Below are 22,694 nucleotides of genomic sequence, written 5' to 3' on the forward strand. Positions count from 1 at the left end.
CCATGATTTTATCCCGACAATCGATTGAGCGGGGCATGCAGTCAGGTTCGATTCGGGTCGACGGAGCGGATGCACTTCAGCTTCAACCGGCGTCTGTCGATTTGCGTGTCGGCCGGCACTACCTGCAAGTCGACCCGAGCCAGACTTCGATGTTGACGCTGGATGCGACTGCGGCGTATCTCGAATTCGAGACGGACAAGATGGTCATCCCGCCGAAGACGTTCGTGCTCGCGACGACGATGGAGTACGTGTCGATCCCGAACGACATGACCGCTTTTGTCGAAGGAAGGAGCTCGATCGGCCGGCTCGGTCTGTTCATTCAAAACGCAGGCTGGGTCGACCCAGGCTTTGAAGGGCGAATCACGCTCGAACTGTTCAATGCCAACCAAGTCCCGATTGAGATCGAGACTGGGCGACGGATCTGTCAGCTCGTGTTCGCGAAGCTCGATGAGGCGACTGCGCCGTATGCCGGCAAATATCGGGGACAGCCGAGTGTCACGGCGAGTCGTGTCGCGGCTGACTTTGAAGTGACGCCTTGAGAATCGTCCCTTTTCAGATTTCGTTCTAACTGTACATAAACAAACCTCCGTCACGGTTGACGGAGGTTTGTTTATTCGAGTAATCGGTCGAGCGCTTGCCACGTCATCTTCTCGTTTGAAGCCTTCTCCGGTGAATATGCGAGCGACTTTGGCCGCATAGTCCTTGTCCCGAAGAAGTGAAGCGACAAACGCAGGAACATCGTCTCGTCATTGCGGAATTTTTTTCGGAAAGGTATCGTTAAGAGAGACGAAAGGGTGATAGATGATGGAATCGATGAATGGACTGGCCCGTATCCGCGGTGCCTATTCGACACTCAGCAAAAAGGAACAACGAATTGCCGACTATATGTTGAAACAACCGGAACTGATCATTCACCATACGATCAATCAAGTGGCCGACGACTTAGATGTCGCCGAGTCGACCGTGTTCCGTTTCTGTCAACGCGTCGGCTTCAAAGGGTATCAGGCGCTAAAGATCGCGCTCGCCTCGGATATCGTCGCACCGCTCCAAGATATCCATGAAGACATCACGCAAGACGATACGCCACTTCAAATCGCTGAAAAAATTTTCGCGACGAACGTCAAGACGATCGAGTCGACCCGCCAAATCTTAGAGGAGGCGACGATGCAGCAGGCGGTCGACTTGTTGCTGTCGGCCCGCCGCATCGAGTTTTTCGGGAGTGGTGGTTCGGCTGTGATTGCACTTGACGCGTACCATAAATTCGTCCGTAGCGGCCTGCTCGTTACGGCGAATTTAGAATCACATATGCAGCTCATGTCGGCGTCACAGCTGACGACAGACGACGTCGCCGTCCTCATCTCGCATTCGGGTGCCTCGAAAGAGACGCTCGACGTCGCGCACGTCTGTCGGGATCGCGGCGTGCCGATTATCGCCATCACGAACTACGCCAAGTCACCGCTCTCGAAACTCGCCGACGTCGCCTTGTATACCGTGTCGCAAGAGACCGAGTTCCGTTCCGAGGCGCTCGCTTCGCGTATCGCCGAGCTCAGTTTAATTGACGCTCTGTTCACGGTCGTCATGATGCAACGTGGAGAGACGGGACGGGATGCGCTCCGTCAGATGCGGGAAGCCATCTCACGCCGTCGTATGTGAAAACAGCTCCGACCCAGGACGTTACGGGTCGGAGCTGTTTCATCGTTCACCCGACGTGGTATCGGATAAGGACAACCGAACGCTACGGGAGGAGAGAGGACGATGTCGCTCAACACGACGATGCTGGTCGTACTGCTCATATTGATGGTGCTTTTGATTTCGATGCCGTTCCTGCTGCTGTTCTACTTATGGATGAAAGACCGCAATCAGCGCGAGCACGCCGTCCTCCGCAACTTCCCGCTCCTCGGTAAGGTCCGCTACATACTCGAGATGATCGGCCCCGAGCTGCGCCAGTACTTGTTTTTGAACGACAACGAGGCGACGCCGTTCTCGCGGAACGAGTACGAGTCGGCCGTCATTTCCGGGAAATATAAGTCGCGGCTCATCGGTTTCGGCTCGGAACGGGACTTCGACGCGAACGGCTTCTACGTCCAGAACGCCTTGTTCCCGACGCAACGAACTGATTTGAAGATCGCTCGTGACGAGACGGTGACGACGCATATGTATCATCTCGACGCCGACAATCTGTTCACGCGAAAAGAGCACATCGTCGAGCAAAAGGTGTCGCCGTATTTGTTGCCGCTTGCAGATGCACCCGTCATCGGCAAAGACACATGCCGGGAGCCGTTCCAAGTGCGCGGCCTCATCGGTCAGTCGGCGATGAGCTTCGGCTCGCTCGGCGAGAACGCCATCAGCGCGCTCTCGATCGGTCTCGGCCGGGCGAAAGGGACATGGATGAACACCGGGGAAGGCGGCTTGTCCGACTATCACTTGAAAGGGGACGTCGACCTCGTCTATCAGATCGGACCGGCGCTGTTCGGTGTCCGGACCGAGGACGGGGCGTTCTCCTGGGAGGCGTTCCAGGAGAAGAGCGCCATCAAACAAGTGCGCGCCTTCGAGCTGAAGCTCGCCCAAGGTGCGAAGACGCGGGGCGGCCACATCGAAGGTACGAAAGTGACGCCGGAGATCGCCAAGATCCGCAACGTCAAAGTCGGCATCAGCATCGACAGCCCGAACCGGTTCAACGAGTTCCATACGAACACGGAGATGCTCACCTTCATCGAACGGTTGCGCGACGTCGGGGGCAAGCCGGTCGGCATCAAGCTCGTCGTCGGTCGGCTCGATGACCTCCATGACCTGATCGCTGCCATGGAAGCGTCCGATCGATATCCGGACTTCATCACCGTCGACGGCGGGGAAGGCGGGACCGGGGCGACGTACCAAGAGCTCGCGGACGCGGTCGGACTGCCGCTTCACGCCGCGTTGCCGTACGTCCATCGTCTCCTCATCGAGCATGGACTGCGCGACAAGATCAAACTGTTCGCCTCCGGCAAGCTCGTGACGGCCGATAAAGTCGCCATCGCCTTAGGGCTCGGTGCGGACTTCGTCAACATCGCCCGTGGCCTCATGTTCAACGTCGGTTGCATCCAGGCACAAGTGTGTCATACGAACCGGTGCCCGGTCGGTGTCGCGACGACGGACCCGAAGCTGCAACGGGCGCTCGTCGTCGACGAGAAGAGCTTCCGGGTGACGAACTATATCATCTCGCTCCGCGAAGGGCTGTACAACTTGACGGCCGCGGCCGGGCTCACGATACCGACCGAGTTTTCAGCCGAGCACATCATCTACAAATACGATGATGGACGGGTGAAGCCGGGGACCGAACTGTTCGGGACGAGCGACGGCTGAGGGGCTGCCGCTTTTTTTGTCGTCGCGAAATGTAAAGATTGCGGAATAGGCTGCGGATAGGGTTACGTTTTGACAAAGCGTGGAAATGATACATATCTAGCGAAATACGGATAGAGAGGCTGAACACTATGAACAACATTGACTTCTTGTCGGCTGACCACTATCGCGTGTTCAAACAAATGGCACGGCGGTTAGAAGACCCAGGGGCGGCGGGGAAAGAATATTTCTCGGCGCTGTACGTGATCGCGGGGAACGAGCGGGTGCGTGACATCCTGCTGCCGTACGTCAACCTCGAGACAGGGAGAATCAACACATCGACGATCATCGACGACAATACGTTCGAGAAGGGCGAGCTCGTCCTCGTCAAACTTGTCATCCATCTGTACAACCATAAAGAATGGGTGCTGCCGACGGAACTGATCAGCCTGCCGCAAGAGGACTATCAGCTCGCGATGCAAGCGATCACGCTCTGTCGCGACGAACAGTTCGATAAAATAACCATTCCGGACGATGAAGAAGCCTGACATGGGCTTCTTTTTCGTTGTCGTCAAACCATCTTTAAGTTCATAATGTGAAATGTTTTGTGCCCGTCTGAAAGGGGATTTATAAGTATATACATAGAGAGAGAATGAACGTTATGTCGTGAAATAAGCTATTCGAAAAGGGGATAGGGGCATGAATGGATTGAATCGATTCATTTTGGTCATCACGGGCATTGTCGGGCTGGTCAGTGTTGGGGTGCTGTTGCTCGGAGTCTATGACGTCCCACGACTCAGTTCCTATCTAGAACGGTGGCAAAATCAAGACGAGTACGTATACACCATCCTCGCGATCTCCATTTTCCTTGGCATTGTGTTTATCTTGATGCTTCTGACCGGACTCATCGCCAAATCGAAATCGGAACGATATACGATCGAGACAGGGGAAGGACGAATCACCATCTCGACCGAGAAAATCGAGAAGATGGTGTACGAATCGTTGAAGACGTTCCAAGGCGTTCGGACGCCGGACGTCAAAGTCGACATCGATTCGAAGAAAGAGAGCGTCCACGTCCATATCGATTGTTCGGTCTTCAATCGTGACGGGCTGCCGACGCTCGGGAAAGAGATTCAGACGCACGTGAAAGAGCGGCTTGAAGCGTTGCTTGAATTGCCGGTGACTGACGTGTCACTCCATATTCAAGATACGAAACGTCAAACGTCAGAACGAGTCGTATAAGGAGGTGCTGTGATGGATGTGAAAACGATGTTGTTCCCTTACCGATTCCGTCTGCTCGGAGTCATTGTCGGGATTGTCATTGCGGTACTGTTCCTGACAATCGGCTTCGGCCAGACGCTTCTCATCGTGTCGCTGGCGTTCGTTGGATTTTTACTCGGCAAGTGGGCGGACGGTGTGCTTCGGGTAGACGAATGGGTGTCATTTTTCACGCGGAAGTAAACGGAACGAGTCAGTTCGAGGGTTAGAAAGGGGAGAAGGGCCATGCAAAGCGAAAACACGAATGTCCAGACGAGCGTGTCAGACGAACCGGTGCGTCAAAACAAGTTGACGTTTGAAGACCAAGTCATCAAAAAGATTGCGGGACTTGCGACTGGTGAGGTCCAAGGCATCTTGTCGATGAGCGGTGGCTTCATGAGCGGGTTCGCAGACCGGTTCCGGAGTACAGAGGACATCACGAAAGGCATCGACGCCGAAGTCGGCGAACATCAAGTCGCGCTCGATTTACGGGTCATCGTCGAATACGGAAAGAGTATACCGGGCATCTTTAATGAGACCGTCACCAAAATCAAGAAGGCGATGCATGACATGACCGGCCTTGATGTCGTCGAAGTGAATATGCATGTCGAGGACGTCATGACGCGGGCGGAGTTCGATGCGAAAAGTAAATCGATTGAGGAAGGAGCCGAGCCGAGCCGTGATCTTGTTTGACGAGGAACACGTAGGTGATGCTTCCAGTGGAAAAACTTTAAATACTTTGAACAGGGTAGTGTCGTCCCGCATGGGATGACACTACCCTGTTTTCTTTTTATAGTCTAGCTACGTGTAACCTGTCCAAAACAGGATACGGGCAAGGAAAAAGGATGCTCGGACAAAACGGAGGTTGTTCAGTGCTCTCGACTGATCACAAAGGGCTTTTCGGGACTTGAGTGTTTTGTTGAAGCGTCATCATGACACGGTGCGATTCACTCGTATCGAGATAGCTCGCCTCGTATTCGAACAAGCCGCTTTCGAGCTCGGTCACACGGACGAGTCGGACGAGGATATCTGTCTTGTCACCGACTTGTGGCAAGAGGATCTTCAATTCGATGGCCTCTGTGACCGGCAGGCGAACCCGGGCGTAAAAATGCAGGCTTTGTAGCCCGCTCTTCGTCACGAGAATCGGGGTCGAGCCGATCGACAGTTCCCGGTCGTGGAACTTGTGGATCGTCACGCTCGCCTCGAGCGAGAACGCTTGTCGCGTGACGGCTGGGCCGACCGTCTCCGTCGTTGCTAGGAAGCGGTCCTCGAGCGCCCGTTCGAACTGCTCGGCGCCGAGCGGACGGCTGAACAAGTAGCCTTGGACGATGCGGCAGTTGAGGCGTCGGACGACATCGAGTTGTTCGAGCGTCTCGACGCCTTCGATGACGACGTCCATCGCAAACTCCTCGGCCATGAACAGGATCGTCCGCACGATCGCCTGTGACTTCTTGTTCTCATGCAAGTCAGCGGCGAACTGTTGATCGATCTTGATCGTCTTGATCGGGTACTGCTGCAAATAAGATAACGACGAGTAGCCGGTCCCGAAGTCGTCGAGGGCGACACGGATATTGGCGGCGTCGAGCTGTTCGAGCGTGTCGTGAATCTTCCGATTATCGCTCAAGACATCGGTCTCTAATATCTCGATCTCGAGCAGCGACGGTGTGAGCGTATAGCGGCGGAGCGCCCGCGTGACCGTCTCGGCATAGTGCCCATGCAACAGTCGTTTCGGTGACACGTTGATCGACACCGGGACGACGGGGAGGTCTTTGTCCTGCCAGTCGCGGAGATGGGCGCACGTATGATGGAGCACCCAATCGGCGAGTTGGATGTGGAGGTCGCTCTCTTCAGACAACGGGATGAAGTCGTTCGGCGGAATCCGTCCCCATTCGGGATGTTGCCAGCGGACGAGCGCCTCGGCCCCGACGATCCGGCCCGACCAGGCGTCGACTTTCGGTTGGAATTCAAGGAAGAGTTCGTCCTCTTCGATGGCGCGACGCAGATCGTTGCCGAGCTGATGTCGCCGATACGAGTCGATATTGAAGCTCGAGGCGTAAAAGACGAACCGGTCCATACCCGGCAAGTTCGTCCGGCCGAGTGCCGTGTTGGCGTACTGCAGCAGCTCTTCGGCGACTGTCGAATCATGCGGATAGCGGCTGACCCCGATCGAGACGGGTGGTCGCCATTCGTACGGGCCGACTTGGATATGCTTCTCCCCGAGTTTGAGCAAAGACTGGCAGCTCATGATCAACGAGGGCTCATCCGTGACATCTGGCAAGAGCAACATGAATTCGTCACCCCCGAGATGACCGACGAAGCTGCCGTTCGGCAAACGATGGAGCAGGGCCGACGTGGCCGCGACGATCCAGTCATCTCCGACGGCGTAGCCGAAGTCGTGATTGATCCGGTGAATCGAGTTGAAGCTGATCGTCAGGACCGCGATATGCTCGTGCTGCTCCATCCGTTCGCCCAGCTCATAGAGAAAAAGGCTCCGGTTCGGCAGACTGGTGAGCGAATCGTGCATGGCGAGCTGCCAGATCTGTTCTTCTTGCGTCTTCAGACGGGTGATATCGTGGGCGATACTGATGACGGCCATGACCGTGCCGTCGTCGTCAAACTTCGGGATGAGGCGTTCCTCGACCCATTTGACGCTGTCGGTAAAGCTTGTCCGGTAGAGGACGGTCGTTTCCTGCCCCGCTTCGACACTTGCATGGGCGGCCCGGACTTTGGCCAAGTCGTTCCGATGGATCGCGTGATGGCAAGATGTCGGGTCCTCACCCATCGCTTGCGGTGCCGTCTGGAACAACGTCTCAAATCCGGCGGTATAAAACTCGAGCTTCCCCGTTCGTAAATCTTTTCGGTAGATGGACGCCTCAATGTGCTTGTATAAGTCGCGAAGCCGTCCCACCTCGTCTTTTAAGTGGTCGTCTTGCGTGATGTCCCGGGCGATCCCGTACACACCGACGATCAAGTGGTTGTCATAGGCAGGGATGTTGGTGATTTGCAGCTTCAACATGCGGCCGTCCTTCTGTTTCGCCATGCATGTGTACGTCTCTTCAGTTCCTGACAGGGCGCTTGCGAAATACGTTTGGATCCGTTCGGCGTCCGCTTCGGTCGTGAAGCGGGCGAAGTGCGTGAACAGCTCACGCTTCGTGTAGCCGAGCAAGAGCGACAATTTCTCGTTGGAATCGACGATGTTCCCGTGAATGTCGAGCAAGAAGACTGGGTCGAGGTGTCCTTCGATGAAGTGGCGGTCGTTCGTGACGTCAGCGAGTGCGATCGGTAAGTCAGTGGCAGCCAATCGAGATTTGAGCGGATTGATCCAGTTGAACCGAGTCATAGTTTCCTCCTTAATCTGAATATATCGAGTCAGGAACGGTAAAGCATTCCAGGTTTTCATTTCCAATCATTACAAAAACAGCAGCGTTTACAAATATACGCATAATTTGACGAGTAGTAAATATGTTTGAGTGAAGAGTCAATAAAACGGGAAAATAGACCTAAAACGTCGCGACATTAGAAGAATCGGGCGATCGTTTATATGTATGCACCAATATGAATGAAATCACACTATATATTTTTTGTGTATATTATTTCCATATAATGATAGCGGGGGGTGATCGTAGCGAGACTGTGATTCGAAGCGCTGAACGTGTCAGCCGACAGGCCAGCATACCCGTAATATGAAAACGAGCGAATCATGCGTCTCAAAGTATACACCTATTTCAAGGAACGGTCATAACATTCGTAAAAGCGATGTGCCGTCACATGATCGACGACTCGGCTCGCGCGGTGACATGCATGCCACGGACGAAACGTGAGGATAAATCGACCTTGTCCCTTGAGCTCGGGACAACTTGTGCTCGCAGACGAGGGAGAGGCCGAGCTTCGCCCGTTGCTTGACCAGATGAAAGATATGGTGCCGGAAAGCACCATCCAAGAAGACAGGCGGTTCATTCTTAGACGGTTAGAAGGTGCAGTCTGGTGAACAAATCAATGATCAGCTATGTCGCTGCCTTATTTTCGCTACTCTTGGTCGGAATTCTATTTGTCCAGTTGCTTAGACTCGACTATGGCCACCGGTTGATCCCGACCAAAGCCCATGAAGCGAGAGAGTTCAAAACGCTAGCGGGTGAGAGCAGAGAACTTGAAGGAGAGCCGATCAATATCTACATTCATCAAAATGAGGATGAATTGTCCGAGGCGATTTTGACGAACTTCAAATACGCGCTCGACTACGCCAAACTCCCATACACATCGATCACGGCTGCACAAATCGAGGAGCTCGACCCGTCACCGCATAACGTGCTCGTCTTGAGCGGGGAAAACACGGAGCAGTGGCCGTACGAGACGATTAAACAGTTCGTCGAACAAGGGGGGCGTCTCTATATCGCTGGACGTTTCATCGATGCGAAGTGGGCCGACCTCGTTGGTGTCAGCGATTTCGGGGACTTTCTGGATGGGGTCAACGGGCTTATCTTTGAACGAGAACTCTTCCCGGGCTATGTCGATCTGCCGCTAGACTCTGAATTGTTTATCCATTGGGTATAAATACCCAAAGGGGGTGAATATCATGTTGAAGCATAAGGCTTACAAATTCCGAATATATCCGACAAAGGAGCAGGAAATCCTGATTGCCAAGACAATCGGTTGTTCACGTTTCGTCTTCAACCACTTCTTAGCGAAGTGGGAAGAAACCTACAAGACGACAGGAAAAGGCTTGTCCTACGGTTCCTGTTCGAAAGAAATTCCTACCTTGAAGCAACAGTTTGACTGGCTAAAAGAAGTCGATAGCACATCTGTCCAGACCAGCGTCAAACATCTAGCCGAGGCGTATGACCGCTTCTTCAAGAAGCAGAACGAACGGCCACGGTTCAAATCGAAGCGGAACCCCGTCCAATCCTATAAGACGAACATCCAAGGCAAGTCTCAACTTCCTGAGGTGTCGATCGTCGGCAACAAGCTCAAACTTCCGAAGTTGAAGTGGGTCCGGTTCGCCAACTCGAAGCAGGTCGAGGGCCGCATCTTGAACGCCACGATCCGACGTAACGCCTCAGGTAAATACTTCGTCTCCCTCCTCGTCGAGCAGGAAATCAACGAACTGCCGAAGACCGGCTCAACCGTCGGCGTCGACGTCGGACTCAAGAACTTCGCTATCCTGTCCGACGGCACGGTGTACCAAAACGACCGCTATTTCCGCACGCTTGAGAAGAGACTGGCGCGCGAGCAGCGCAAGCTCTCCCGCCGTCAGCTCATTGCCTTGGACAAGAACATCAAGCTGTCCGAGGCGAGAAACTATCAGAAACAAAAACGCAAGGTCGCCCGCATCCATGAGAAGATCGCCAACAAGCGTACCGACTTCCTGCACAAGGTATCGACCGAGATCGTCAAAAACCACGACGTCATCGGCATCGAGACCTTGCAGGTGAAGAACATGCAGAAGAACCGCAAGTTGGGCAAGTCCATCTCCGAAGTCAGTTGGTCGGAGTTCTTCCGCATGCTCGAATACAAGGCGGACTGGTACGGGAAGACCGTCGTGAAGGTCGGCAAGACCTTTGCCTCGAGCCAGCTCTGTTCGAGTTGTGGCCATCAACACAAAGACGTGAAGCATCTTGGTCTGCGTGAGTGGACATGCCCGGGCTGCGGGATCCACCACGACCGCGATGTGAACGCAGGACTGAACTTGAAACGAGAGGCTGAACGAATCTTGGCCTCTTCAACCGTCGGGACGACGGGGCTAGCCTGATCAGGTTCCGGTCGTTAGACCGGATGACTCAGGAATCCTCCACCTCTAAGCGAAGCGTAGGTGGGGGTAGTTCAATGGGTGGTCGCTGTCGCCTTGAAGGAACGACGATAAAAATCTTCGAATCTAATTTCATTACGAAGCAGCGTTCGACCAGTCATACAGACGCGCGTGACGTTTTGACTTCGGTCACTCGGAGTGACGAAGTAATCGTCCGGATAACGTGTCAAAATGGCGCAGACGAGGAAACGCATGACGGAATCATCATCCGTTATCCAGCCGTCGTTGTCCCAATCGATATTATCGAGCGACAGGCGAATCCGGTCCTCATTCCGGTCGAATCGGTTGAAGGCGATGCGTCTTGTCTCCGGTCCTTCGAATGGACGGAACTCATGGGTCACACCGTCTGGAGAAATCGTCCCGATGACGTAACCTGTTGTCCAAGCCTTGCCGCTTCCGTCCCAGACGGAGAAGACATGGCCCGGGTAGACGAACGGGACACCGCCACGAGTAAATGGCTGTTTATACTCATGCAAATGACCTAACGCATAGTAGTCGTAGCCGAGCGAGGCGACAACGTCTTTAGGGAAGTCGGTACGATTGCCGTGGGTCAGAAACAGATTCGGATAAGCGTCTCGTCGCTGTGGCACAGTTACAAAGGATTCAGACAATCCAATTCGTCTAGCTTCACAACTAAGACCATATATACCGGCACCGAGTCGTACATCGAAGACGTAGTCGGGTTCCAAGAAACAATGGACGTGCTCAACCGTCTCCCATACATCCGTATAGACTGAACGATGTACATCGTGGTCACCGAAGATGATGTATACGGATGCACCGAGTCTTGTCCAGTCTCGTAAATATGGAAGGAAGTCATTCGGATCGCTCACTTCGATGTCACCGGCGACGAGAACTGCCTGGATGCTTTCGGTATGGATGACGTGAGCCAACTGATTGAGTTTGTCTCGCTGAATATCAAAACTTGAATGTTCTACAAGGATGTTCGTGTCGTCATATCTTGCGTGATGGATATCGGCGATGTGAATGAAACGGGTCATGGCTCAGCCTCCTCTAAGTCTCGTCTACATTGCCCGATTCCAAAGCTACGTGTCGATCACGCGTTTCCGGAAAGAGCAGCGTGGTGGAGCGACATCGTTGTTCGTACTTGCAACATTTATATATCCCAAGTGCGTCAACCACTGACGAGACGAGGCCGAATGGACAAATGTCACAACGCAAAAGACCGACCCAAAACGGATCGGTCTGGCCGTTCATTTCTTCTCGACCGCATGCCCACCGAACTCGTTTCTTAGCGCGGCGACGACCTTGCCGGAGAACGTGTCCTCCTCGAGCGAGCGTTGGCGCATCATGAGCGACATGGCGATGACTGGTGCCGGGACGCCGTATTCGAGCGCCGTCTCGACCGTCCACTTGCCTTCACCCGACGCATGCATGACACCTTTGATCTCGTCGAGCTTCGCGTCCTTGTGGAACGCGCTCTCGGTCAACTCCATCAACCAGGAGCGGACGACCGAGCCGTGGTTCCAGACACGGGCGACTTGTTCGTGGTCGTAATCGAACGGGCTCTTCTCGAGGATCTCGAACCCTTCGGCGATCGCCTGCATCATGCCGTACTCGATGCCGTTATGGATCATCTTGAGGAAATGTCCGCTGCCACTCGGACCGGCGTACAAGTAGCCGTTGTCCGTCGACACGTCTTGGAACAATTCCTCGATCTTGCCGAACGCCTCGATATCGCCGCCGATCATCGTGCAGGCGCCGTTGCGTGCGCCTTCCATGCCGCCACTCGTCCCGACGTCGAAGAAGTAGATCAGTTTGTCGTTGAAGTGCTCGGCCCGCCGCATCGACTCCTTATAGTTCGAGTTGCCGCCGTCGATGACGATATCCCCTGGAGACAACAACGCGTGCAAATCGTTCAATACACGCTCGGTCACGTCACCGGCTGGTACCATCACCCAGACGACGCGCGGCGCTTTCAACCCGTCCACGACCGCTTCGAGCGAATCGAGCGTCTCGAACTGGCTCGTCGACACGTTGCCCGGGTCGTAACCGAGCACGCGGTGGCCTCCATCCGTCAAATTGAGCGCCAGGTTGAGTCCCATCTTGCCAAGTCCAATCATTCCTAGTTCCATATTCGTTCCCCCAATCGATTGGTTTAGTCTTTATAAGGGTTACCCGAAATGGGGAGGATTCAAAAGAGAGGATTTATATCATCGATCCGGTAGGCGAGGATCGACCCGATTCGGATCTTCTGTCCATCACTCGCCTCGATGAAGTCGTTGAGCGGATTGGCCAACTGGAGCGTCTGGTTAAATGTCCGTTCGGCCTGGTGCCTCGAACTCCCGTAAATAATGAATGAAAACGGCTCTTTTTTCTCGATAAAACACGTGACGACGAAACGCATCCGTCTATCCCCTTCGCAAAATAATTGGATTTCAATTACATTTACATGATTTCTTATACAAATATTACAAAAAATAATGCGTTTGTACTATAAGGCTTTTTAGAAATAAGGAAACGGACCTAAAAAAACAATTGATTGAGGACGTCCCCGATCGGTTTCGTAAGAATTGGAACTGCGTGTTGCGACCTTGTGCCCATGGTGATCGGAATGGTAGCGGTTTCGGTTTTTGGAGCTCAGGGTAGGAATAAAAAAAGATATGCCAGAAAAGCTAAACCTTTTTTCAAAACCGGCCGATAAAAATAAGCGAGTGAATGATTCGACAACAATCGGCAACCATTTACCTCTTTTATAAAAAATAGGAATATTAAAATAAGGTGCATGCTAAAATAAAACCTATGTGAAATTGACTACAGGTTCGAGGAAAGGTGCAATGTCATGGAAGAGCAAAAGAAAAAGAGAGTCAAGAAACGTCGTAGGAAGAAAACGCCCGCAAAACGCATCGCGTTGATTGTGGGGATCGTCGTCGGACTGTTCCTGCTCATCGGAGTCGGGGTGGCAGCTTATTTGTATAACCAAGTGGACTCGACGGTCAGTCGTTTGAACGAGTCGGCCGGGCTCAGCCCGGAACGGATGAACAAGCAGACGATCAACGACAAGAAACCGGTATCGGTCCTGTTGCTTGGTGTCGACCGCCGTGCCGACGAGCAAGGCCGCAGCGACTCGATCATCGTCATGACACTCAACCCGAATACGGATGCGAGCGCGATGCTCAGCATACCGCGCGACACGAAGACGGAGATCGTCGGCAAAGGCACGACCGATAAGATCAACCACGCCTATGCGTTCGGCGGTGCCGAGATGGCGCTCGCGACGGTCGAGAACTTACTCGGCATCCCGATCGATTACGTCGCCGAAGTCGATATGAAAGGGTTCCAAGACACGGTCGACCTTCTCGGCGGCGTCGAAGTGACGAACAAGCTCGCCTTCACGTCGGGCGACTATTCGTTCGAGCCGGGCACGATCAACTTGTCAGGCCCCGAAGCGCTCGCGTACACGCGGATGCGCTACGACGACCCGAATGGTGACTTCGGTCGCCAAGAGCGTCAGCGTGACGTCATCACGGCGCTCGTCAACGAAGGCAAAGACGATTTCTCGATCTCGAAATTCAACAATATGCTCGACGTCTTAGGCAATAACGCGAAGACGAACATGACATTCAAAGACATCCGGACACTGTCGGCCGACTATATGGCCGCCTTCAAAAACCAGGACGTCCTTCGACTCGAAGGCACTGGCGGCAAGGCTGACGACGGCATCTATTATTGGAACCCGGATGCGGCCTCACTTGAAGACGTGAAGTCGTATCTCGGCGAATTGATGGAACAATGACAATGGCGCCTCATCCAAAGCGGATGGGGCGTTTTAATTTGTGCGATAATGAAAAGAAAAGGGGTGACCCGTGTGCTCGACCGACTGATCCGTCTCATCATCGACGTCCGCCATCGCTTCAAAGACCATCACATCAACGACTATAGCGCCACGCTCGCCTTCTTCTGGTTTCTCGCCATCTTCCCGACGTTCGTCCTGTTGTTCGCCGTCATGGCATGGCTCGGGATCGACGACGCCCTGTTGATCGAGCAGATCGAGATCTTAATCCCGGGCGCGAGTGTGCGTGACATGCTGTCGGTCGTCTATGACGTCAGCGGCGACATCAACGCCGGGCTCATCTCGGTCGGTGCCGTCATCGCCGTCTGGTCGGCCTCGAACGGGGCGGCCCGGCTCGTCAAGCTGACCGTGTTCGCCTACGGCGAGACCGAGGCGCGCAGCTACATCGTCCGTCGGCTCATCGGGTTGTTGACGCTCGTCGCCTTCAGCGTCGGCGCCGTCATCTTGATCGTGTTCCACATCTTCGGCCGCGAGTTCGTCGAGCTCATGTACGCGTGGTTCCCGATGCTCGAGGAGTTTGAACGGTTGGCGACGCTCGCCCGGTATACCGTCTCGACCGTCATCCTCATCTTCGCGTTCTCGCTGTTTTATAAGTTCGCGCCCCAGCAACACGTCACATTCACGGAGACGCTCCCAGGCGCCACTTTCGCCGTCATCTCGTGGCAGCTGTTGTCGACCGGCTACAGCATCTACGTCGACCAGTTCTCGCTGTTCGGCGACACGTACGGGACGATCGGAATCGTCATCTTGCTGCAGATCTGGCTCTACTTGACGGCGGCGACGATGCTGCTCGGGGCGGAGATCAACGCGGCTTGGCCCGGTCATACGCGACGCCGGCCACAGCGCACACATTTCCCATAAAAATCCGAAAGAAATCGTTAGCATTTTTTGGCAACGTGCTATAATACTACACGGTAAGCGGGAATTATTCATACTATAGATTTAATGAAAGCAGGTGGTCTGATGGCGAGACATCGCAAGAAATCATCATGGAAGAAATGGGTATTGCTCACAGTGGGCGTCATGACCGTCATCCTCATCGCCGGCGGACTGTTCGTCTGGTCGATGTACCGGGACGTCAATGAGACGGTGACACGGGTGAACGATAATTTAGAAATCTCTGAAGAACGCAAACAAGTACAGACGATCGAAGAGAAGCGGTCCGTGTCGGTCCTCCTCCTCGGCGTCGACCGCCGCGGCACCGAGCAAGGGCGGAGCGACTCGATCATCGTCATGACGCTCAACCCGGAGACGGACGAAGGGGCGATGCTCAGCATCCCGCGGGATACCAAGACGGAGATCGTCGGGCGCGGGATGCGTGACAAGATCAACCACGCCTACGCGTTCGGCGGGGCCGAGATGGCGATGGATACGGTCGAAGGACTCTTAGACATCCCGATCGACTACGTCGTCGAGACGGACATGGAGGCGTTCACCGAGGTCGTCGACGCGCTCGGCGGCATCACGGTGACGAACAACTTCGCGTTCGCGTCGGACGGTTACTCGTATCCGGTCGGTGAAGTGGAGTTGACGGGTGAGTCGGCATTATCGTATACGCGCATGCGTTACGACGACCCGAACGGGGACTTCGGCCGCCAAGAGCGGCAACGCGCCGTTGTCGCGGCCATCGTCGAGAAAGGGCGTTCTGACTTCTCGGTCGATAAAGTGACGAAACTGTTGGACGTCGCCGGCAACCGTGCCAAGACGAACATCGAGTTCAACGAGCTCGTCGGTCTGTCGACGGACTACATGCAGGCGTTCCGTAACGCCAGCACGCTCCGGATCGAAGGGGCGGGCGGGCTAGAGTCAGACGGTATTTATTACTGGAACCCAAATCCGGACTCGCTCGCAAGCGTCCAGACCGAACTGAAGCGTTTGATGGACTGAAGCCGCCCTCGGGTGGCTTTTTTCGTGAGTTTGAAACGGGCGCATCGGTGGGACTGTTAATAGAGACAGTACTAGGAGGGATCACATGATTTGGGACAAACTTGAACCGATAATCAACCGACTCGAAGACGATCATACAGCCGACGACTGGCGCCGTCTGTTCGACAAGTGGGCCGGCCACACGTGGCACGACCACGAAGCGCCGAGCGAGCTGACGAGCGTCCTCATCGTCGACGCGAACGCCGTCACGACCGACGGGACGCAAGACCTCGACGCGCTGCACACGCTATTGAAAGACCACGTCCGATCGTCGATCAGCGACTTGTATCTCGTGTCGCTGTTCCCGCATCAAGTGAAGCCGACCGACACGGCCGTCAACCCGCGCATCCGTCTGTTCGAGGACCTCGGGCGCTTCCACGACGAGTTCGATCTCATGTATGAGATGACGCCGGACGTCTATAACGAGCTACAAGTCGATTTGCTCGACGAGACCGACGCGTTCATCGAACGGCTCGCGCAAGGGGCGACGAAAGTCCGCGTCCACGTCCAATCGTTCCGGGGCATGCCCGAGGAGCGGATCAAGCACGTGCTCGAACTATGGCAATTGATTCTCCACCACTATAAACCGCACGGGCAGCTCGTCCTCGCCTATGAAGGGGACGCCGACCGGACCGGTTCCTACTTCGAAGTCGCCGACGTCATCTGTCACTTCGACTTGGCGTCCCATACGCTGCTCGCTTTCGCCCAAGGCAACGCCAAAGGGCTGACCGACTGGGCCGACAACATCGAGGCACCCGAGGACGGCAAGACGTACTTCAACTTCTTGTCGACGCCGGAGCGGGACCCGTTCGAGAAGAACTTGCTCGAGCCGTCGGTCGACATGTTGCTCGCTGCCCATAGCGTCCTGTTCTCGCTCCAAGGCATCCCGGCCGTCGATTATCGGACGCTGCTCGGGGTGACGACGCCGGTCGAGCGGGCCGCGCTCGTCCAAGAGTTGAAGACGGACCCGTACCGCCTGCAAGTGTTCTCCGGCATCTTGAGCCAGCTGAACGTCAAGCGGACGCACCCGGCCTTCTCACCGTATGCCGAGCAGCGCATCATCGCGACGGACAAACGCGTGTTCACGGTCGAGCGGAGCGGGGGAGGCGAGACGCTTCTACTCTATACGAACGTGTCGGACGAACGGGTCGTCATCGCTGCGAGCGGGACGAACTTGTTCACGGGAGAATGGGTCGAGGCGGTCGTGCTCGAGGCGTACGACTTCATGTGGCTCGAACGAGAATAGGGCTTTTGAACCAAAAGTCATTTTTGATGAATAGTCGTATTGACGCATTCGGTGTTTAGGTAGAAAATGGAATAGAAGGAAGTTCTATGACATACACGACCATACACCGAAGGAGCGGATTTCCATGAATCAACCTTTATTCGCGTATTTGTTCGGCTTGACGCTGCAGTCGTTTCTCTATTGGATGTTTGCCACGCTGTTCATCGCCTTGGTCGGCTACGTCGCCCTCTACGTATGGGACCGTGACGTCGCCAATCAGTACCGATCGCTTTGGCGCAAGGGCTATTACCTGACGTTCGGCGCCTTCGTCTTGTTCGGCTTCATCGTCGGCGAGTTCGCCATCGACGCCGCTTGGACGCTCGCCGGGATCGCCATCTTGATCGTCGTCCTCGACTACGGCGTGCTCGGGGCGCGGGAGCGACAAGACGTGATAGAAGAAGACCTGATAGAAGAAGACATGACAAAACCCCTTACGGAAGAACGATAACTCGTTCTCGCGTAAAGGGTTTTTCTTATGCCCGGTAACCGTTCGGGTTGTTCGCTTGCCAGTTCCAGGCGTCGCGGCACATGGCGCGGACGTCGTGTTTCGCTTCCCAGCCGAGCGCGTCTTTCGATTTTGTCGGGTCGGCGTAGCAGCTGCCGATGTCGCCCGGGCGACGCGGCGTCACTTTATACGGGACAGTTTTTCCACTCTCCGCCTCGAAAGCCTTGACGAGGTCGAGCACGCTGTAGCCCGTGCCGGTCCCGAGGTTGAACGCCTCGGCGCCGGTGTGGTCCATGACGTAGTCGAGCGCCTTCAAGTGGCCTTCAGCCAAGTCGACGACGTGGATGTAGTCGCGGACGCCGGTGCCGTCCGGTGTGTCGTAATCGTCACCGAACACGCTCAGTTCGCTCAAGCGGCCGACGGCGACTTGCGTGATGTACGGCATCAAGTTGTTCGGTACGTCGAACGGGTCCTCACCGATCTGGCCTGACTCATGGGCGCCAATCGGGTTGAAGTAGCGGAGGAGCGCGATGCTCCACGCCGGGTCGGCGACGGCCAAGTCGCGCATGATGTCTTCGATCATCAGTTTTGTGCGGCCGTACGGGTTCGTCGCGCTGAGCGGGAACGATTCGTCGATCGGTGTCCGTTCCGGCATCCCGTACACGGTCGCAGAAGAAGAAAAGACGATCCGTTTCACGTCGAACGCGTTCATCACGTCGAGCAGGACGGTCGTCCCGACGACGTTGTTCTCGTAATAGCGGAGCGGCTCGTTCACCGATTCGCCGACAGCTTTCAGTCCGGCGAAATGGATGACGGCGTCGATCGTATGTTTCAAGAAGATCTGTTCCAATAACTCCCGGTCGAGGATGTCGCCGAGGTAAAACTCGACCGTTTTGCCGGTCAGCGCCTCGACGCGGTCGAGCGCCTCACGGCGGCTGTTCGACAAGTTGTCGAGGACGATGACGTCGTGTCCGGTCTCAAGTAGTTGGAGGACGGTGTGGGTGCCGATGTAGCCGGCACCACCTGTAACTAAAATCGTAGTCATAGGGGTTACTCCTTCCGAAGAAAACTATTATTTTTCTGTCAAACGCACGCGGGTCTGTCCGTTCGTGCCGATAAATAAGCGGAGCGAGTACGTCTCGCTCTCATAGACGAGCGCGTCGCTCGTCTCGATGACGGGTTCACCGAGCGCGTCGAACGCCTCGCGCGCGAGTTGCGTGTTCGTCCAGTCGATGGCGTGGACTTGGTCGTCTTGGATGACGAAGAAGCCACCGTTGTAGAACGCATAGGCGTTCAAGGCGTCGGTCTCACGACCGTACGGTGCGCCGATCGTCTCGGTGAGCGCGGCCTCGTTCATCGCGAAGAAATCAGGGAGCGCTTCACCAAGCCAAGCGTTGTCTAGGTTCGTCTCGGCCCAGTCGAGCAGCGTACTGTCAGTCAGATCGCGTGACGGCCAGTCGGTCGTGACGGCATCGAGCGCGACCCAAGCCGTCGTGCCGTCGAGGTCGACTTCGACATGATCGTCTTGTTCGTTCACAATCTCGTAGCGATCGCCGATATCTCCTATATAGGTGACTGTCGTGCCGTTCGGTTCGCTGACGAGGTTGACGTTTTTCGTCGCCAGCCAGACGTAGTTCGTCTCCGGTGCTTCGACGACAGGTTCCGGTTCAGGCGCCGGGGCTTCGACTTCCGTTGTCTCGCTCGGTTCAAATAGCGCCGCTACATATGGATACCCGATATAACCGCCGCCTAATAAGACTGCGACGAGCAACAGGCCACCGAGCCATTTGCCTTTCTTTTTACGAGGGCGGGCCGGTTCAATTCGCTTGGCCCGTTCGGCGCGTGACGGGACCGAAGTCTCCGGTACGTAACGTGGCTTCTGAGTCTGTGCTGCTGATTGTGGCGTTTTTTCTGATGCGGCGTCGGCAGTTGTCTCGTTGACGACTGTCTTGTCAACTTTGATCGGTTGCGGCACCGTCGCTTCTTTGTTCAGCACCCGATCATGCTTCTCGAGTAAAGACACATAATATGGAAGGAACGTGGCATCTTTCTTCCCGCCTTTGATCCAAGCCGTGAAGTCGGCCGCTGATTTTTCGTCGGTCGGGAGTGAGGCTTTCGTCGCACCGGTCAGTTCTTCAAAAGAAACGGTCAACGATTTGCCGTCCCCCAGATTTTGTTTGATTAAAGTTTGCAATTTTGTACGTGTCGACGCATCGACATCGGCATATAGCTGGAGTAGGCGCTCACTAACGTGCACTATTGTCTCCCCCTTTTGTAAAGTTATTCCTTTCAAAGTTTAGCAGATTTGCATGCCAAAAAACCCAATTTTTAAAAAATGGGTCATCACGGGAGAGAATTTTTGCTATAATGTTTTGGTATTGTCAGTAAAAATATTATTTGCGGAAATTTTCCAGTCGTGATTTTACAGAATAGAGGAGAGAAAACACGAATATGAATGAAGAAACGATTTCCCTTGGAGAACTGTTCTCCATCTTGAAGCGGAGCAAATGGCTCATCGCAAGTTTAGCACTCATCGCGGCACTCATCGCCTTTCTCGTCAGCTCGTACGTCATCCAACCGACGTATGAGGCGTCGACACAAGTGCTCGTCGCACCGAAAGAGACACAAAACAACATGATCGACACCGGCCAAGTCCAGTCGTCAGTCGCGCTCGTCAACACGTACCGCGTCATCATCCAAAGCCCGGCCATCTTAGAGCCGGTCCAAGAGAACGTCGTCGGTGCCCCGGAAGGCATCAGTAACTTGATCACCGTCAACAGCGAACAAAACTCACAAGTCATCAACATTGCGGTCCAACATACGAACCCGGTGCTCGCAACGGATATCGCCAACGAGATCAGCACTGTGTTCTCGAAAGAAGTGAAAGAACTAATGAGCGGCGTCGACAACGTCAAAGTGTTGTCGGATGCGTCCGTGCCGATGTTCCCGGTCAGCCCGAACATCTTGCTCAATACGGCGATCGCGACCGTACTCGGTTTAATGATCGGAGTCGCTATCGCCTTCCTCAGAGTCGTGCTCGACCGTCGCATCAAGACGGAGCAAGACGTCGAGACGATTTTAGAACTCCCGGTATTAGGGTCGATCCCGGTCATTGACCGTGTCGAGATGCAGCAACAACGCCAAGCGAAAGTGAAAGGTGAAGAAGTCCATGTTTAATTTCGGGAAAAAGAAGCACAAACATATCAAATACGACAAGACCGGACGCGACTTGATCACGGTCCATAAACCGAAGTCGCCGATCTCCGAACAATACCGGACGATTCGGACGAACCTCGAGTTCACGGCCGTCGATGACGACTTACAGACGATGGTCATCACATCGGCCTCGTCAGGAGAGGGCAAGTCGACGACATCGTCGAACCTCGCCGTCGTCTACGCCCAGCAAGGCAAGCGCGTCTTACTCGTCGACTGCGACATGCGCCGCCCGACGGCCCACTTCACGTTCCGTCTATCGAACGGGATCGGACTGTCGACCGTCCTTGCCAAAAAGACGACGATCGAGAAAGCGACGCATTCGACACAAGTCGAGAACTTGGACTTGATGGCGGCGGGACCGATTCCACCGAACCCTTCTGAGTTATTGTCGTCGAAGACGATGGACCGCGTGCTCGAAGAGTTGAAGACGAATTACGACATCATCATTTTAGACGCCCCGCCGATGATGCAAGTCGCCGACACACGCGTCCTCGCCCGTAAAGTAGACGGCGTCGTCCTCGTCGTCGGCTGCGACAAGTCGGACCGCCAGATGGTCGTCAAAGCGAAAGAACAGTTGACGCTCGCCGAGGCTCATATCCTCGGTGTCGTCTTGAACAAGCGTGAGCCGCAAGGCAGCGATGATTACTATTACTACTACGCGTACGAGTAAAAAGGAGACAACGCCATGATCGATATCCATTGTCACTTACTCCCGGCCGTCGATGACGGACCGGAGACGGTCGAACAAGCGGTAGAAATGGCGAAACGCGCGGCAAGCGAAGGGGTGACCGCAATCGTGGTCACCCCCCACGCGTTTCACCCCCAGTTCGAGACGGACGAGTTGAACGTCCAAAACGCCGTCGCCAAGCTTCAAGACGTGTTGCGCCATGAGGGCATCACGCTCGACCTGTACGCCGGGCAAGAGATTCGCGTATTCGGCGAGCTAGTCGAGGCGCTCGAGCAAGGCCAGGCGCTGTCGCTCGCCGGCTCGCGTTACGTCCTCGTCGAATTTCCGAGCGACTCTGTCCCGGCCTACGCCGAGCAACTGTTCTTCGGACTGCAGACGGAAGGCTACACCCCGGTCATCGCCCATCCCGAGCGCAACAAAGAGTTCGCGACGAACCCGAAACGCTTGATGGACTTCGTGTCGTCGGGGGCGTTGTCGCAAATCACGACAGGCAGCCTGACAGGCGAGTTCGGACAAAACGTGCAAGACCTCGCTTTCACGTTCCTTCGTAACGGACTGAGCCACTTGATTGCCTCGGACGCCCATAGCACCGGGCGCCGCACGTTCTACTGGGATGATGCCAAAGATGCCATCACAAAAGAACTCGGTGCCGACAAATGGGACACGTACGTCGGCAACGCCGAGGCGGTCATGAAAGACGAGTTCGTCTTCATCGATCCCCCGATTCTTCCAATTAAAAATTGGAGAGGGAAATGGAAGAAATAATTTCCCTTTATTAACAATAAACGGTTGACAACTAGGTTATCATTATGATTTTTGTCGACATCTGTCGAACGATTTTATGTTTTAATTTCCTTTCCTTGGTTTTTTACATGAATAGAACGTGATAACCTTAATTTATAATTTTTTTAAAAGGATGGTAGATACATCCTTTTTTCTATG

24 protein-coding genes are annotated in these 22,694 nt (G+C 54.7%); 18 read left to right on the plus strand and 6 right to left on the minus strand.

Going from position 1 to position 22,694, the window contains the following annotated elements:
- Positions 1 to 2 precede the first annotated feature (2 nt).
- The 7 genes from dcd (at position 3) to BJU60_RS08115 (ending at position 5,268) form a co-directional block, all read left to right on the plus strand.
- Complete coding sequence (gene dcd, locus BJU60_RS08085) at positions 3 to 539, plus strand: dCTP deaminase (protein ID WP_070328384.1); 537 nt, start codon at positions 3 to 5, stop codon at positions 537 to 539.
- Between the two features lie 265 nt (positions 540 to 804).
- A complete protein-coding gene (locus BJU60_RS08090) occupies positions 805 to 1,653 on the plus strand; it encodes a MurR/RpiR family transcriptional regulator (protein ID WP_070328385.1) in 849 nt (282 codons plus the stop codon).
- 102 nt (positions 1,654 to 1,755) lie between these two features.
- Positions 1,756 to 3,342, plus strand: a complete 1,587-nt coding sequence (locus BJU60_RS08095) for an FMN-binding glutamate synthase family protein (RefSeq protein WP_070328386.1) — start codon at positions 1,756 to 1,758, stop codon at positions 3,340 to 3,342.
- A 128-nt stretch (positions 3,343 to 3,470) separates the two neighbouring features.
- Positions 3,471 to 3,866 carry a hypothetical protein gene (locus BJU60_RS08100; RefSeq protein WP_070328387.1) on the plus strand — a complete coding sequence of 132 codons (396 nt, stop codon included), beginning with the start codon at positions 3,471 to 3,473 and terminating at the stop codon, positions 3,864 to 3,866.
- Between the two features lie 151 nt (positions 3,867 to 4,017).
- The gene (gene amaP, locus BJU60_RS08105; protein WP_070328388.1) at positions 4,018 to 4,560 is read left to right on the plus strand and encodes an alkaline shock response membrane anchor protein AmaP; all 543 of its coding nucleotides are present in this window, start codon (positions 4,018 to 4,020) and stop codon (positions 4,558 to 4,560) included.
- Positions 4,561 to 4,572: 12 nt separating this feature from the next.
- Positions 4,573 to 4,779, plus strand: a complete 207-nt coding sequence (locus BJU60_RS08110) for a DUF2273 domain-containing protein (protein ID WP_070328389.1) — start codon at positions 4,573 to 4,575, stop codon at positions 4,777 to 4,779.
- A 42-nt stretch (positions 4,780 to 4,821) separates the two neighbouring features.
- Complete coding sequence (locus BJU60_RS08115; RefSeq protein ID WP_070328390.1) at positions 4,822 to 5,268, plus strand: Asp23/Gls24 family envelope stress response protein; 447 nt, start codon at positions 4,822 to 4,824, stop codon at positions 5,266 to 5,268.
- 193 nt (positions 5,269 to 5,461) lie between these two features.
- Here the strand turns inward: BJU60_RS08115 and BJU60_RS08120 are convergent, their stop codons facing one another.
- Positions 5,462 to 7,915 (minus strand): sensor domain-containing protein, encoded by a 2,454-nt coding sequence (locus tag BJU60_RS08120; RefSeq protein ID WP_167615690.1) that lies wholly within the window; start codon positions 7,913 to 7,915, stop codon positions 5,462 to 5,464.
- A 501-nt stretch (positions 7,916 to 8,416) separates the two neighbouring features.
- Here BJU60_RS08120 and BJU60_RS15330 point away from each other — a divergent pair.
- From BJU60_RS15330 to tnpB, 3 genes are read left to right on the plus strand one after another with little or no spacing between them, the layout of a single operon-like run.
- Positions 8,417 to 8,563 carry a hypothetical protein gene (locus tag BJU60_RS15330; RefSeq protein WP_217265640.1) on the plus strand — a complete coding sequence of 49 codons (147 nt, stop codon included), beginning with the start codon at positions 8,417 to 8,419 and terminating at the stop codon, positions 8,561 to 8,563.
- Positions 8,560 to 9,126, plus strand: coding sequence for a hypothetical protein (locus tag BJU60_RS08125; protein WP_070328391.1), 567 nt, complete (start codon positions 8,560 to 8,562; stop codon positions 9,124 to 9,126). Before BJU60_RS15330 ends, BJU60_RS08125 begins: the two co-directional genes overlap by 4 nt.
- Before the next feature lie 22 nt (positions 9,127 to 9,148).
- Complete coding sequence (tnpB, locus tag BJU60_RS08130) at positions 9,149 to 10,321, plus strand: IS200/IS605 family element RNA-guided endonuclease TnpB (RefSeq protein ID WP_070328392.1); 1,173 nt, start codon at positions 9,149 to 9,151, stop codon at positions 10,319 to 10,321.
- A 71-nt stretch (positions 10,322 to 10,392) separates the two neighbouring features.
- On the opposite strand, the gene BJU60_RS08135 is transcribed toward tnpB, so the two are convergent.
- The 3 genes from BJU60_RS08135 to BJU60_RS08145 form a co-directional block, all read right to left on the minus strand.
- Positions 10,393 to 11,379 carry a metallophosphoesterase family protein gene (locus tag BJU60_RS08135; RefSeq protein ID WP_070328393.1) on the minus strand — a complete coding sequence of 329 codons (987 nt, stop codon included), beginning with the start codon at positions 11,377 to 11,379 and terminating at the stop codon, positions 10,393 to 10,395.
- 213 nt (positions 11,380 to 11,592) lie between these two features.
- Positions 11,593 to 12,474, minus strand: coding sequence for a phosphogluconate dehydrogenase (NAD(+)-dependent, decarboxylating) (gene gnd / locus BJU60_RS08140; RefSeq protein WP_070328394.1), 882 nt, complete (start codon positions 12,472 to 12,474; stop codon positions 11,593 to 11,595).
- A gap of 59 nt (positions 12,475 to 12,533) precedes the next feature.
- Positions 12,534 to 12,746: a hypothetical protein gene (locus BJU60_RS08145; protein WP_070328395.1), complete on the minus strand. Its 213-nt coding sequence runs from the start codon at positions 12,744 to 12,746 to the stop codon at positions 12,534 to 12,536.
- Positions 12,747 to 13,256: 510 nt separating this feature from the next.
- On the opposite strand from BJU60_RS08145, the gene BJU60_RS08150 reads away from it, so the two are divergent.
- From BJU60_RS08150 to BJU60_RS08170, 5 genes are all read left to right on the plus strand, one after another.
- The gene (locus BJU60_RS08150) at positions 13,257 to 14,135 is read left to right on the plus strand and encodes an LCP family glycopolymer transferase (protein ID WP_254281682.1); all 879 of its coding nucleotides are present in this window, start codon (positions 13,257 to 13,259) and stop codon (positions 14,133 to 14,135) included.
- A gap of 48 nt (positions 14,136 to 14,183) precedes the next feature.
- The gene (locus BJU60_RS08155; RefSeq protein ID WP_141737233.1) at positions 14,184 to 15,053 is read left to right on the plus strand and encodes a YihY/virulence factor BrkB family protein; all 870 of its coding nucleotides are present in this window, start codon (positions 14,184 to 14,186) and stop codon (positions 15,051 to 15,053) included.
- Between the two features lie 102 nt (positions 15,054 to 15,155).
- Positions 15,156 to 16,079, plus strand: a complete 924-nt coding sequence (locus BJU60_RS08160) for an LCP family glycopolymer transferase (protein WP_070328398.1) — start codon at positions 15,156 to 15,158, stop codon at positions 16,077 to 16,079.
- Between the two features lie 85 nt (positions 16,080 to 16,164).
- Entirely contained in the window at positions 16,165 to 17,364 is a 1,200-nt protein-coding gene (locus BJU60_RS08165; protein ID WP_070328399.1) for a hypothetical protein, read from the plus strand.
- A gap of 124 nt (positions 17,365 to 17,488) precedes the next feature.
- The gene (locus tag BJU60_RS08170) at positions 17,489 to 17,851 is read left to right on the plus strand and encodes a hypothetical protein (RefSeq protein ID WP_070328400.1); all 363 of its coding nucleotides are present in this window, start codon (positions 17,489 to 17,491) and stop codon (positions 17,849 to 17,851) included.
- Positions 17,852 to 17,876: 25 nt separating this feature from the next.
- Here BJU60_RS08170 and galE read toward each other — a convergent pair whose 3' ends face one another.
- A complete protein-coding gene (gene galE, locus BJU60_RS08175) occupies positions 17,877 to 18,893 on the minus strand; it encodes a UDP-glucose 4-epimerase GalE (protein ID WP_070328401.1) in 1,017 nt (338 codons plus the stop codon).
- 27 nt (positions 18,894 to 18,920) lie between these two features.
- Positions 18,921 to 20,105: a hypothetical protein gene (locus BJU60_RS08180; protein WP_070328402.1), complete on the minus strand. Its 1,185-nt coding sequence runs from the start codon at positions 20,103 to 20,105 to the stop codon at positions 18,921 to 18,923.
- Between the two features lie 194 nt (positions 20,106 to 20,299).
- Here BJU60_RS08180 and BJU60_RS08185 point away from each other — a divergent pair, with 194 nt between their 5' ends.
- Genes BJU60_RS08185 through BJU60_RS08195 form a run of 3 tightly spaced genes read left to right on the plus strand, consistent with a single transcriptional unit; the run spans position 20,300 to position 22,517 of the window.
- Positions 20,300 to 21,025 (plus strand): YveK family protein, encoded by a 726-nt coding sequence (locus BJU60_RS08185; RefSeq protein WP_070328403.1) that lies wholly within the window; start codon positions 20,300 to 20,302, stop codon positions 21,023 to 21,025.
- Positions 21,018 to 21,734 (plus strand): CpsD/CapB family tyrosine-protein kinase, encoded by a 717-nt coding sequence (locus BJU60_RS08190; RefSeq protein WP_070328404.1) that lies wholly within the window; start codon positions 21,018 to 21,020, stop codon positions 21,732 to 21,734. Before BJU60_RS08185 ends, BJU60_RS08190 begins: the two co-directional genes overlap by 8 nt.
- Positions 21,735 to 21,749: 15 nt before the next feature.
- Positions 21,750 to 22,517 carry a tyrosine-protein phosphatase gene (locus tag BJU60_RS08195; protein ID WP_070328405.1) on the plus strand — a complete coding sequence of 256 codons (768 nt, stop codon included), beginning with the start codon at positions 21,750 to 21,752 and terminating at the stop codon, positions 22,515 to 22,517.
- Positions 22,518 to 22,694 lie beyond the last annotated feature (177 nt).

The organism is Exiguobacterium aurantiacum (assembly GCF_001766415.1).
Taxonomy (GTDB): domain Bacteria; phylum Bacillota; class Bacilli; order Exiguobacteriales; family Exiguobacteriaceae; genus Exiguobacterium; species Exiguobacterium aurantiacum_A.